The 13171-nt window shown below is 49.7% G+C and carries 13 protein-coding genes; 9 read left to right on the top strand and 4 right to left on the bottom strand.

The features are described from left to right. The first annotated feature begins 78 nt into the window (after positions 1-78). Entirely contained in the window at positions 79-735 is a 657-nt protein-coding gene (locus AAHB90_RS00660; protein WP_342082976.1) for an HAD family hydrolase, read from the top strand. Between the two features lie 19 nt (positions 736-754). Here the strand turns inward: AAHB90_RS00660 and AAHB90_RS00665 are convergent, their stop codons facing one another. The 3 genes from AAHB90_RS00665 to AAHB90_RS00675 all read right to left on the bottom strand — a co-directional run bounded on the left by AAHB90_RS00665 (position 755) and on the right by AAHB90_RS00675 (position 4434). Continuing rightward, on the bottom strand, positions 755-2407 hold the full coding sequence (locus AAHB90_RS00665; protein WP_342082977.1) for a hypothetical protein: 1653 nt from the start codon (positions 2405-2407) through the stop codon (positions 755-757). Continuing rightward, a complete protein-coding gene (locus AAHB90_RS00670; protein WP_342082978.1) occupies positions 2404-3624 on the bottom strand; it encodes a hypothetical protein in 1221 nt (406 codons plus the stop codon). Before AAHB90_RS00670 ends, AAHB90_RS00665 begins: the two co-directional genes overlap by 4 nt. 120 nt (positions 3625-3744) lie before the next feature. Continuing rightward, on the bottom strand, positions 3745-4434 hold the full coding sequence (locus tag AAHB90_RS00675) for a C40 family peptidase (RefSeq protein ID WP_342082979.1): 690 nt from the start codon (positions 4432-4434) through the stop codon (positions 3745-3747). A gap of 252 nt (positions 4435-4686) precedes the next feature. Between AAHB90_RS00675 and AAHB90_RS00680 the strand changes: the two genes are divergently transcribed. The 8 genes from AAHB90_RS00680 (at position 4687) to AAHB90_RS00715 (ending at position 11477) form a co-directional block, all read left to right on the top strand. Beyond that, positions 4687-5298, top strand: coding sequence for a fumarylacetoacetate hydrolase family protein (locus tag AAHB90_RS00680; protein ID WP_342082980.1), 612 nt, complete (start codon positions 4687-4689; stop codon positions 5296-5298). Positions 5299-5351: 53 nt separating this feature from the next. Next, complete coding sequence (locus AAHB90_RS00685) at positions 5352-7310, top strand: M23 family metallopeptidase (protein ID WP_342082981.1); 1959 nt, start codon at positions 5352-5354, stop codon at positions 7308-7310. 3 nt (positions 7311-7313) lie between these two features. After that, entirely contained in the window at positions 7314-7772 is a 459-nt protein-coding gene (gene bcp / locus AAHB90_RS00690) for a thioredoxin-dependent thiol peroxidase (protein WP_342082982.1), read from the top strand. 105 nt (positions 7773-7877) lie between these two features. Continuing rightward, positions 7878-8735, top strand: coding sequence for a transketolase (locus tag AAHB90_RS00695; protein WP_342082983.1), 858 nt, complete (start codon positions 7878-7880; stop codon positions 8733-8735). Between the two features lie 54 nt (positions 8736-8789). Beyond that, positions 8790-9743, top strand: coding sequence for a transketolase family protein (locus AAHB90_RS00700; RefSeq protein WP_342082984.1), 954 nt, complete (start codon positions 8790-8792; stop codon positions 9741-9743). Between the two features lie 213 nt (positions 9744-9956). After that, positions 9957-10499: an RNA polymerase sigma factor gene (locus AAHB90_RS00705; RefSeq protein ID WP_342082985.1), complete on the top strand. Its 543-nt coding sequence runs from the start codon at positions 9957-9959 to the stop codon at positions 10497-10499. A gap of 54 nt (positions 10500-10553) precedes the next feature. Continuing rightward, the gene (locus tag AAHB90_RS00710; protein ID WP_342082986.1) at positions 10554-10994 is read left to right on the top strand and encodes a hypothetical protein; all 441 of its coding nucleotides are present in this window, start codon (positions 10554-10556) and stop codon (positions 10992-10994) included. A gap of 18 nt (positions 10995-11012) precedes the next feature. Beyond that, entirely contained in the window at positions 11013-11477 is a 465-nt protein-coding gene (locus AAHB90_RS00715; RefSeq protein ID WP_342082987.1) for a hypothetical protein, read from the top strand. An 82-nt stretch (positions 11478-11559) separates the two neighbouring features. On the opposite strand, the gene AAHB90_RS00720 is transcribed toward AAHB90_RS00715, so the two are convergent. Then, entirely contained in the window at positions 11560-13137 is a 1578-nt protein-coding gene (locus AAHB90_RS00720; protein ID WP_342082988.1) for a SulP family inorganic anion transporter, read from the bottom strand. Positions 13138-13171 lie beyond the last annotated feature (34 nt).

Below are 13171 nucleotides of genomic sequence, written 5' to 3' on the forward strand. Positions count from 1 at the left end.
AATTATTTCAATGATTGTACTCACTTTTAGTGCGGCATTTCATTTTCAGGAAGGTTTTCTGATAGCTAACTTTGTCGGATGAAAGAAAAATTAGCAGTCATTTTCGATATGGACGGCGTAATTGTCCATACGAACCCGTACCACTCCCGCGCATTCCGTGAGTTTTTTTCAAAACGGGACCTTTCTCCTACCGAAGAGGAATTTGCACAGCATATGTATGGCAAAAGCAATAGCTATATTTTAAGCCATTTTTTGCAGCGCGTGATCGAAGGGGAAGAGTTGTTGCAAATGGAAGAAGAAAAGGAAGGTCTTTTCCGTGAATTGTATGCACCTTACGTGGAGCCTATCAAAGGTATTGTCGGATTTATGCAGGATTTGAAAGCAAATGGGGCGGTACTTGGCGTGGCTACCTCTGCACCCCGGGCTAACCTGGATCTGATCCTCAGCAAGGTACCCATCCGGGAGATGCTGGGCTCTATTCTGGCGAGCGAAGACGTGAAAAAGCACAAGCCCGACCCCGAAGTTTACCTCACCTCTGCCCGGAACCTGGGTGTTACCCCGGACCAATGTGTTGTATTTGAAGATTCATTCTCGGGTGTTTCGGCCGCGCTCAACGCCGGAATGCGCGTGGTGGGCGTGCTCAGCTCACACACGCGTGAGGAACTGCCGCCGTGCAACCTGTATATAAATGATTACAGCGACCTCTCCTACGAAAAGATCGCTGCGCTCTTCTGAAATGCCGTAATCTGAAATGTTATAACGTGACCGGATCGGTGACCTTCACGTCGAAGGCGCCGGTCAGCACTTTTTCATTTCGCTTGATTTGAAGGAATATCCGGTACTGACCGCCTTTCGGGAAGGCATACGGGAACGAAATGCGTGTACCATGCTCCATGCCTGTCATGCCAGCTTCGGTGACGTTGTACATACCCATCTCTTTCATCAGGAATATTTCGCGGTCTACGGTCGGCATGGCTTTGAGATTAGCCAGGTACCGGTCGATGCTGTCCCGGAAAACGTCTGGCCTGGGCCATTTGGCGACGCGGGCAGTATCCGAAATGCGATCTTCGAATGATTGCCCCGCGGCCATCGAATAGGAGCCGCTCGGGTGCAGGTGAATGTAAACCGAGCCATCGGAGCGCATGATTACCGCATGTCCGAGCATTCCGAGGTACGGTTCCGGGAAGCAGGGGCTATTGTCGGGATTGAATATTTCAAAATTGAGCTGGTAAGGTTTTCCCGCTTCGAGTGCCTTATCCGGCTTGCCCTCCCAAATCGCATAGGAGCCGTCTTTAAACACGGTCTTGGTTCCGGGTTTTCCGCAAATGACGACGTTTTCGCCCATCGGTATTTTGCCGGGTGTGTCGAGCGGATCTGTAATAATATAGGTGTCGTCTTCGGATAACGCCTTGGTGAGGCCGATCGATGGTTTTGCGCCGATCACCAGCGTGTCGACGATCGTCTCCGCGAAACCGGAGTATTGCACAATGTCCGAGTAAACCAGGTATTTGCCCGCCGGAAGGTCCGGTAATGCGGCCTCAAAGGTAAGGCTATCCTTGCGGTCGGGATGGACGTGTGCGAATGCGTCGAGCCCCGGCGTGCGGACAAGGAACGTGTGCATGATCTTGCCGTGGTCTGGGATCAAGGTGCTCAGCATACTTCCCTTCATGCGGCGGTCCCATTTTGTGGTGTCTATTTTTAATTGAAAAACCCGCTGGGAATCTGCGTCGAAGACTACGGTTTTAGCCTTCAAAGGCTTGTAGAGCCACTGTTTGTACTCGGCCGCCCAGCTATCCCACCAACTGCTTCCGCCATATAGAATCAGCGAGCATACCACTGTGGCGATGCCCATATTAATCCAGCGCTTCCGTTTTTGGGCCGCGGTAAGGTTTTGGCCTGGTTTTAAAAGCCCATCGCTCACGCTCGCACCGATGGTCGTGATCATGAGCAGAAAAAGCAACAACCCCAGGATGCTTAGCCCGATGCCAAGACCTTTGGGCATTTCGCGTTCGGCGGTTGAAACGGCTACAATAGGGATAATCAACTCAGCGTCACCCTGCATACCCTCGATGCCTATCTGCGCACTGGACGAGCCTGGTTCCATCAGCCATACCGCTCCCTGAAACTGGCCTTTTTGCCCCGGGACAGGTGTCAGCGGGTCGGAAGTAGGTGCACCTTTATCGCCCGAGTAAAAGTAAATCGGCCGTACCGACACTTTGCGGGCTTCGCCGTATTGAATAAAAACAGAAACCTGGGCCGTTCCGGGAATTACGTCCGGAGGAGTGACGCTCACGAGGACTTTGTAGGCGCCGGCCTGTGCTTGCATTTGCACACCTGCGCTGCCCACGTGCGCATACGAAGCGATACCCGGTAGCCAGAAAAGTAATAAGTATAGATATTTTTTCATCGTTGAATCTTGTGCATCCAGTTGCCCCACGCCAGTCCGATGCGGGTTGAGATTAGTGTTAATGCCAATGCAATACCCAGCCCTTTGAGTAATTCGGGTGTTTTCTCTACCATCCACGGACCGAACTTGTATCGGTATTGCCAGTCGGGATCATTCCCGAAATACCAGTAGTGGCTTCCGAAAAACCAGTTTCGGGCATACGGGGATTCCATCAAAAACCCACCGAAAAACCATTGAACTACAAAAAATACGCTCAGAAAGGCTACGCCGAGCAATAAGGTTAGTTTCCAGTCATTCCAATGCGCGAAGCGATCGCGCAGGATATCGATTACAATGGCCGGGACGATCAGTAAAAGCGGGAAATGAAAGCCCTGGTAATGGGTAATGTGGTTCAGGATCGGGCCCAGTTTGGGCTCGGCAGGGAATAGCGGGATAATCCAGAGCGTACCGAGCATTAAAGCAGTATAAACACCGGCGACTGCTGTAGCGGCCCATTTGTGAGAAACCGCCTTACCTATGGCAGCTAGTAACAATGGAAATGCAGCTCCGGCAAATATGTAATAGCTCGACCGGTGCACGCGCATCCTACCTAATTCCTCGGATATTAGTGTGAACCAAATTGTCAGGAGGAATCCCGCTGAAAGCGCAAACAGCCAGAACAGCGTTTTATCCAATACTTGGGCACGGTCCTGGGCAAAACCATCGAAAAGTTTCATCTGGTTTTTCACCGCAATCACGCTGATCATCGCACCGAACTGGATGCCGATAATTCCGAGGATCAGCACGGTATGCGGAGGGGAGAGTATCGTAACATCGAGGCCATAGGTATTATGCCACCAATCATCGAAAGGAGCGGAGGTAAGCATCGACAGCGCGCCCCAAACGCAGAATAAGGAGCCGAGCGAACTGTAAAAAAAGCCCCAGATTTTGACGCTGGCCGCTTTTTCGGTTTCATTTCCCCAAAATGTTTTCCTTAAAATCTCATAGCCCGAGAATAGTCCCGCTACCACGGCACCGAGGTAAATGACTAAATGCGGCGGCGACAGCAATCCGTCGCGGCCAATGCTCATGTGCCAGCAAATGTCCCAGATGAGTCCGGTAATGACGCAAAAGGAGGCGAAAACGGTGGCATAAATGTAAACGGGAATGCCCGGACTGGCCTGCATTGTTAAAATCCGGTCGCCGTACCTTGGCGGAGGCGCTATGGTGTCTTGCATATTAAGGGAGAGGAAACTGAGTTATGACTGCAAATTTCGTAAAGGACAATCACATTCCATGCTACCCCTATGGCAGTTCTCAATTTTATTCAGGCCGGGTTTATGAACGGTCGGAACGGCTCAGAAAGGCCGCATGGCTTTGACAAAACGCCCCTTGAAATAGGTGGAAAACAGGTTGTCCTCCCTTACACCCCGCGATGTGGAGGCGTGGATAAATATGATCTCGTCCTGTCCTCGAACGTCAGTAACAATGCCGGCATGGGATACATAACCTTCCTTACCGGCCTCAGGGACAAAAAACAGCCAGTCGCCGGGCTTGATTTCCTCGATCTTGCCGATTTCTTGCCCGAACTCGGATTGCTGCCACGATATGCGGGGTACCTTAACGCCCATTTCGGAATATACCTGACAGATCAGGCCGGAGCAGTCGATACCCTGTTTATCATTGCCTCCGGAGCGGTAGGGGGTGCCGGTATAAGTGCGGGCGATTTGGACGACTTGCGGGATATTGGCGGTATTTGCCGAGCCGGGCCGCGTGTAAGTGGAGGGTCGGGTAGTAGCGGGCTTGCGTGCAGGTGCCTTTGATATGGGTCTGCGGTCAGACGTTCTGCGGTCAGACGTTCTGCGGTCAGACGGTCTGCGGTCAGACGGTCTGCGGGCAGGGGAAGTGCGTCCGCGGGAGGCGGTGCCGCGCGATGACGTACTTCTTTCAGGTGTTTTGCGGAGTGTGTCGCAGGAGGAGAATAGTAACGTAGTGATCAGGAAGATAAAAATGGTGCAGGACCGGGGTTGGAAAAGGTACTTCTTCATGCGTAAGCGGAATATGGCCTGATTACTTTTTCAAAAATAGACTAAAAATTTCTTTGTGTTAGCAGTACGCATTTGCAATTCATGTTCGCCGGCGGGACGCTGGCTGCATGAGCGTAGCTGACGGGACGTAGGTGCCAATCATTATTTTAACTGCATTAGGGCTGAAAAATTGTGGCAAATATTGTGAGGCCCCGGCTTTGTAAGTAGCTTTGTCCCTGACGTTCATTCCTTTTAAATTAGCATTGACCCCTGATGAAAATTATTTGTGTCGGCCGGAATTACGCAGAGCATATCGCCGAACTGAACAACCAGACGCCCGATTCCCCGGTCATATTTCTGAAACCTGAAACCGCACAGATCCGCCCCGGAGATGATTTTTATTATCCCGATTTTTCAAAAGACGTCCATTACGAAGTAGAGCTCGTGGTGAAGATTGATAAGGTCGGGAAGAATATCGAAGAGAAATTTGCACATAAATATTACAGTGAAATCGGAATAGGGATCGACTTTACCGCCCGCGATTTGCAATCCGAATTGAAGGCCAAAGGGCTGCCCTGGGAGCTTGCGAAGGCATTCAACGGTTCGGCGCCGGTTTCAGAATTTGTTCCGGTTTCAGATTTTGCAGACATTCAGAATGTCAATTTCAGCCTTGATGTGAATGACGAAACGCGGCAGAGTGGCAATTCTTCAATGATGATCTACCGCATCAACTACCTGATTTCCTTTGTTTCGAGATTTTTCATGCTCAAAAAGGGCGACTTGATTTTTACCGGAACTCCTAAGGGCGTTGGCCCGGTGAAGGTGGGCGACAAGCTGACAGCCTCGATCGAAGGCAAGAAGATGCTCGAACTCTTCGTTAAGTAAACCGTACTCTTCATATCACCCGGTCGGCGTACCGGTTATTCATGCACTTTTTCATGCGTCATTATTTTCGGGCATTTGTCCGTTCGGGGTTATTTGTCTTGGGTTTGGCAGGTGTTGCACGGGAGTCTTTGGCCCAGAAGCAATCGTATCCAAAAGGTTATTACCAGTTTCCGATCCGTCCTGGCTTGCCCAACTCACTGGCAGGTGGCCTGGGCGATTTGCGCAGCAATCACTTTCACGCCGGGCTCGATATCCGCACACAGCAGCGCGAGGGGTTGCCCGTGTACGCGGCTGCAGAAGGTTATGTTTACAAAGTGGCCGTACAGCGTACCGGTTATGGTAATGTAATCTATTTGCGCCATCCCAACGGACAGACCACCGTTTATGGCCATTTGCTGAAATTCAGCGATCCGCTGGCTAGCTGGGTCCGGCAGGAGCAGTATAAAAAGCAGACATTCGAGATTGACCTCTTTCCGGAAGCGGGCCAGTTTGCATTCAAAAAAGGTGAGGACATCGCACTCTCGGGGAATACGGGAGGTTCTGCGGGGCCGCATTTACATTTCGAAGTCCGCGATTCGAAGGATAATTATCTGAACCCGCTATATTTCGGCTTTAACGAAATCAAAGACATTACCCCGCCGAAATTTGTCAATATAGCCATTCGGCCCATGGACATTAATGGACGGGTGAATGGACAATTTGATCGTAAAGTGTATACGCCTGTCAAACTGAAAGACGGTACCTGGCATCTGCGGGATACCGTTTCAGCAACAGGTATCGTAGGCCTCGACCTCATTGCCTTCGATCAGATGACCGGCACTGGCTTTCGCTATGGTTTGCAGTGCATCGAGATCAGGATGGACGGGCAGGAAGTGTTTTCCTATAATATTGAAGTGTTTCCTAACGCTTCTACCCGTGATTACAACAACCTTATCGATTACGAAACCGAGCAGGCGACAGGCCAGCGTTTCCTGAAATGCTACGTTCCGGACGGAAATCAATTCAATTTATACAAAACCAATGCGATCAACGGCAAGTTGAATATTGCCGATACGCTGGACCATGAAGTGAAGGTCCGGATTTCGGATTCTTATGAAAATTTCTCGGAGCTGATATTCACTGTCAAAGGCGAGCCGCAAAACCAGCCGCTGCCTGCATTCAATACCGAGGTGAATCCGGAATATGTTCAAACCGAAGTGTGGGAGAATACATTGGTCGTAAAGGCCAAATACTACCGCAGCCAGGATCCGACCGCCACATTTTATATTCAGGGAAGGCAGGAAAAGAAAGTGCCTGATTTGTACGCGGGTGAATCAGCGGTTTTTTTGACTGATTTAAGGAAAGAAATGCCTGATTCGGTGAAAGTGGGCACTACAACGGTAAAGACCTTTCTCCGGAGTCAGGTGCTGCCGGGTATTGCTTCGTCATTCAAGGAGGCTAAATGGTCGGTCGATTTTGACAATACCAGCTTGTTCGATACGCTTTTCCTGATGGGCCAGCGGAATTTCAATGCATTGACCATCAATAACCGCGGCACAGCATTGAACGACTACATTCATGTTGCATTTATGCCTGAGAAAGTGCCCGAGGATAAATCGCGGACTTTTGTGTATCGCTACCTCAACGGCGACTACCGGTTTCTGGGCGGGAAATGGGACGGAGAGATGATCCGTTTCGATACGCGCGAGCTTGGTACGTTTGTGGTCCAGGAAGATACGGTGCCGCCCAGGGCGCGGCTCGTCGAACACAGTAAGCACCGCATACGAGGGTATGTAGGCGACGGCATGTCGGGGATTGCCAGTTTCAAGGCGCTGGTAAACAACGAATGGGTTTTGTTGAATTACGACTTTAAAAAAGGCTATGTATGGTCGGAAAAACTGGATGATAGCCAGCCATTTGAAGGAGAACTCGTGTTGGAAGTGACGGATAGGGCGGGAAATAGTACTATCTTGCGAACAGAATTGGTAGACCTGGTTGTTAAACCTAAGAAAACCAGAAAACGCAAAAGATAGATTATGGGACTACAAGTCGGTGACCCCGCACCCGCATTTTCAGTAAAAGACCAGGATGGAAAAGAAGTAAAACTATCGGATTTGAAAGGAGAAAAAGTCGTTTTGTACTTTTATCCCAAAGATAACACCCCCACCTGTACCAATCAGGCTTGCAATATCCGTGACAATTACGGATCGCTTCTAAAAAAGGGATACAAGGTGTTCGGCGTAAGCCCCGACAGCGAAAAATCGCATCAGCGGTTTATCAAGAAACATAGCCTGCCGTTCCCGCTGCTAGCCGATACCGAGCATAAAATGGTAGAAGCCTACGGTGTTTGGGGAGAAAAAACATTGTTCGGGCGCACTTACATGGGTGTACTGCGCACAACTTTCGTTATCAACAAAAAAGGGATCATTGAAGAGATTATTTCCAAAGTGGAATCATCGAAACACACTGATCAAATTCTTGGAAAAACTGAATAATAATCAGTCATTTTAACATTCCGAATAGCAGGACATTTACGCCGCCTAAATAGTCCCGAGCTTCGGTAACCGGATTAAGGACAGTCCAATAGAAAATAAATAAAAATGGAAATTGAACAATTAGAAAAAGTAGCATCCCAGGTTCGCAGGGACATCGTACGAATGGTACATGGTTGTCAGTCGGGGCACCCTGGCGGGTCGCTGGGTTGCACCGAATTGTTGGTAGCATTGTACTTTGAGCGCATGAAGCTTAAAGAGCAGGATGGTAAGGTTGTATTCGATATGGACGGCAAGGACGAAGATCTTTTCTTCCTTTCGAACGGTCACATCTCCCCGGTTTGGTACAGCGTATTAGCACGCAAGGGATATTTCCCTGTATCGGAGCTGGCTACTTTCCGTAAGCTGAATTCACGTCTGCAAGGACACCCCACCACGCACGAGCACCTCGAAGGTATCCGCATCGCGTCGGGCTCACTGGGTCAGGGATTGTCGGTAGCGCTGGGTGCGGCAACCGCTAAGAAACTGAACAACGACAAAGGAACGGTATATGTACTGATGGGCGATGGCGAGCAGCAGGAAGGCCAGGTTTGGGAAGCCGCTACTTTCGCACCGCACCACCAGGTGGACAACCTGATCGCATTCATTGACCTGAACGGCCAGCAAATCGATGGCCCGACTGTCAAGGTAATGAACAACCGCGATTTGGGTGCCAAATATGAAGCATTCGGATGGGAAGTAATCTCTATCGAAGAAGGAAACGACATGGCGGCAGTGCTGAAAGGCCTGTACGAAGCCAAAGGCCGCCTGGGACATGGCAGACCGATCATGGTATTGCTCCACACCGGCATGGGCTACGGCGTCGATTTCATGATGGGCAGCCATAAATGGCACGGTGTAGCACCCAACGACGAGCAGTTGGCGGCGGCATTGGGTCAGCTCGAAGAAACTTTGGGAGATTATTAATATCCGGACCAGCGGCAGCAATGCGCGCGGTTTCATAAACAGACAATATTCAAAATGAAAAAATACACCTTCACTGAGAAGAAAGATACGCGTTCGGGCTTCGGTGCCGGAATGCACGTGTTGGGACAGCAAAATCCCAACGTCGTGGCGCTTTGTGCCGACCTCGTTGGTTCTTTGAAACTGGAACCGTTTATCAAAGAAAACCCTGATCGTTTTATCCAATGCGGTATTTCCGAGGCGAATATGATCGGTGTTTCCGCCGGGTTGACTATCGGAGGTAAAATTCCTTTCGCTACTACTTTCGCGAACTTCGCGACTGGCCGCGTTTATGACCAAATCCGTCAGAGCGTAGCATACTCCAATAAAAACGTGAAAATCTGTGCTTCGCATGCAGGTCTTACTTTGGGAGAGGATGGTGCTACCCACCAGATCCTGGAAGACATTGGTATGATGAAAATGCTCCCGGGAATGACTGTCATCAACCCTTGCGATTACAACCAGACCAAAGCAGCTACTATCGCTATTGCTGATCACGACGGACCAGTTTACCTGCGTTTCGGTCGTCCGGTCATCCCAATTTTTACGGATGCGGATCAGAAATTCGAGATCGGAAAGGCGTGGATGGTTAATGAGGGAACTGATGTAACCATCATTGCTACCGGCCACATGGTATGGGAAGCGATTCAGGCTGGCGAGATCCTCGAAGCGGAGGGTATCAATGCCGAGATCATCAATATTCACACCATCAAGCCGCTGGACGAAGAAGCGATCCTGAAATCTGTTGAAAAAACGGGTTGCGTGGTGACTGCTGAGGAACACAACCGCATCGGTGGTCTTGGCGACAGCGTTGCGCAGGTTCTGGTGAAAAACAAGCTTGTTCCGCAAGAATACGTAGCAGTGAACGACAGCTTCGGAGAAAGCGGCACACCTGCACAGCTCCTTGAAAAATACGGGCTGGATGCAAAGCATATCGTTGAAGCGGCAAAACGTGCCATCGCGAGAAAATAATATTGCCTTGCCGTCGATTTAGGTCGGTGGGTAACAGATTAAATAGATTGAGCCCTGTCTCTGCAAAACTGGCTTTTTGCATAGGCAGGGCTCTTTTTATTTGGCCTGAATCAAAAAATAAACTATTATTGATCGGCGTTGACTCCGGGCTTAGGTAACAGATATGGTCCCGCAGATTTTCCTGTAAGTAACGATCAGGTTAACACTGATTAAATGTCCGACGAAGAATTATTATCCCTTTTTGAAAATCCCGAAACGCGGAGGAACGCTTTCAATCAGCTGGTGCGGAAGTACCAGCAAAAAGTATATTGGCTGGTAAGGAAGATGGTGGTCGATCATGATGATGCCAATGATATTACCCAGGATGTTTTTATTAAAGCATGGACGGCGCTGGAAAATTTCCGTGGCGATGCCAAGCTGTATACCTGGCTTTACCGCATTGCCAGCAATGAGGCCATTAATTTTCTCAACAAAAAGCGGCGGAAATATTTCATCCCGATCTACGACGTCGAGAACGAGCTGAGCGAAAAACTGGAAGCAGATCCCGAGGTGAGCGGCGACGCGATCCAGCTGAAATTGCAGAAAGCAATATTAAAATTACCGGAAAAGCAAAGGCTGGTGTTTAACCTGAAATATTTTGAAGATTTGCCCTATGAAGAAATTTCTGAAATCACGGGAACGTCGGTAGGAGCGCTAAAAGCCTCATATCATTGGGCTTCAAAAAAAATTGAGGATTTTTTGAACGACACGGATTAAACTATTTGCATTCACTTTGGTCAAACCTTCACAAGACAGGAAATATAAATAATCATGGACAAAAAACGTATACGGCTGGATGATCTGAAGAGGGAGACGCCCTTTTCCGTGCCGGAAGGTTATTTTGACAAGCTGCCGCAAATGATCCAGTCCCGGATCCCCGCGGAGCCCGTCCGTAAACCCCTCGTGAGCTGGTCGTGGCAACGGTCTGTCGGACTGGCAGCTGCATCTGCGCTGATTCTCGTGCTGGTGTGGATAACGGTACCGGAGCGTCAGGGATCGCTGGGGCAGGAGCCTCTGAGCGGCATCAGCAACGCCTCTATCATCACTTACCTGGAAGATCAGGACATTAGCTATTACGATCTGAGCGAACACAAGGTGGTTCAGAAAGCATTCGAATCCGATTCGACGGTGCTGAATTACCTGGATGGCCTGGAAGACGATATTCTTCGCCAGCAGTTGGAGGAATCTATGGTCGCCCCGGAGAAGATTTGACCCTAACGAACAATCGAAATGAACTTACAAATTGAATTCAAACGGTATCGGAACACTTTTGCCCTTTTACTCCTATTTATCGGGGTCGCATCGACGACAGCCCATGCCCAGCGCCGTTCCGAGGAAGAAATAAAGAAAATCCAGGATGCGAAGGTGGCGATCATTACCAATCGCCTCAATCTGACACCCGAGCAATCCACCGGTTTCTGGCCGATGTATAATGAGTATGCCCAGCGAAGAAGGGAAATCCACCGGGCCCAGCGCAAGATCATTAACGACAAGAAAGCGGAGGGTCAGAACGACGAGGCTGTATTGAATAATCTGAAAGAAGTTCAGGAGCTGAGACAAAAGGAGCTCGATCTTGAAAAAGAATATCAGAACAAATTTCTAAAAGTCATTACAGCAAGCCAGGTAATCGAATTATACAAGGCGGAACGTACTTTTAACGACATGCTGATCCAGCGGTTGAAGCAAAAGAATTAAGTAACCTGCTTATCGAATTATTACAAAACAGAAAGGCCCGCTTTCCACTGGAGGCGGGCCTTCGTATTGAGTTATGTAGCTATTAATGTGCGCCTACGGCCTGCACTTCGCCGATTCCCCGTGTCTCGACAGTAATGCCGCGTAACGGCGCCTGGTGTTTCCTGAAATCCTGGATGATTTCAAGCACGTCGTAATCGATATTCATCGATTTGCTGCCGTCGATTACCACCGTAGAGCCGTCGGGCAGGTTATCCAGCGTAGCGCTGATGCTTCCCTTATTGAGAAAGGTGACCTCTTCCGAAAGCAGAAGCGTAATGACCTCGCCGTTGCGGTGCTCTTCTTTGATATAATGGTATGAATGCTTGTGATTCTTTTTCAGGATAAAATAGATTGCCACTACCATTCCTATGCCGATACCTTTGAGCAGATCGGTGCTCAGGATCGCGATAATGGTTACTACAAAAGGGATAAACTGTTCGAGTCCCAACTTGTACATGCCTTTAAACAGCTCGAATTTCGCCAGTTTGTAACCTACCATCAGCAGGATCGCCGCGAGGGATGCCAGCGGAATGTAGTTGAGGTACCTGGCGATGAATACTGCAGAAATAAGCAGGATAGTGCCGTGGATGATCGTACTCATGCGTGTTCTGCCGCCGGAATCAATGTTGGCCGAGCTCCTGACGATCACCTGCGTTACGGGCAATCCACCGATCAGCCCCGAAATCATGTTACCGGTACCCTGGGCGATCAGCTCACGATTGGTAGGCGTTGTGCGCTTGAACGGATCGAGACGGTCTGTTGCTTCTACGGAAAGCAGCGTTTCGAGGCTGGCAACAATAGCGAGCGTCAGCGCTACGGTGTATACCTCAGGCTTGCTGAATGCGGAGAAATCAGGCGTTTTAAAGAAACTGAAAAACTCGGATGCATTCGAAGCAACCGGAAGCTGCACCATATGTTCACCGCTGAGCATCCATTGTGGTGCCACGGACCCGAATACGAGGTTCAGGAGGACGCCGGTTATGACGACGAACAAAGCGCCCGGGATATACCGGAACAGCTGTATTTTCTTCATGAACGGCTTGTCGAACAGGATCAGCATTGCAAGCGAAACCAAAGAAATGATGATCGCCCCTGTGCTGTTGTAGCGCAGCGAATAGTAAACTTCCGTGAAGGTATTGCGGCCGTCTCTCTGTGCGAAGGCCTCGTCGCCCATGAAGTCGGCATCATAGCCGAATGCATGTGGTATTTCCTTTAAAATGAGTGTGATACCAATAGCGGCCAGCATTCCCTTGATCACGGAGGACGGGAAATAGTAGCCTATAATACCGGCTTTAAGCAAACCTGCTATTATTTGCAATAGCCCCGCTAGGACAACTGCGAGCAAAAACGCCTCGAAGCTGCCCAGCGTATCGAGCGCATTGAGTACAATCACAACCAGACCCGCTGCCGGACCTGCCACACCCAGGGAGGAGCCGCTCAGCGAGCCTACTACGATTCCACCTACGATACCGGCGATAACGCCCGAAAAAAGAAGATCGGAGCGTCCGGTCGAGGCTAGCGCAATACCGAGGCATAACGGCAGCGCTACCAGGGATACGACAAGCCCGGAAGGTAAATCGTATTTGATATTGGCGAACAAACTTTTATTATTCAATGACATACGATTGATTCAGTAAGGATCATTTATTGTACTA

The organism is Dyadobacter sp. OTU695 (genome assembly GCF_038440355.1).
Taxonomy (GTDB): Bacteria; Bacteroidota; Bacteroidia; order Cytophagales; family Spirosomataceae; genus Dyadobacter.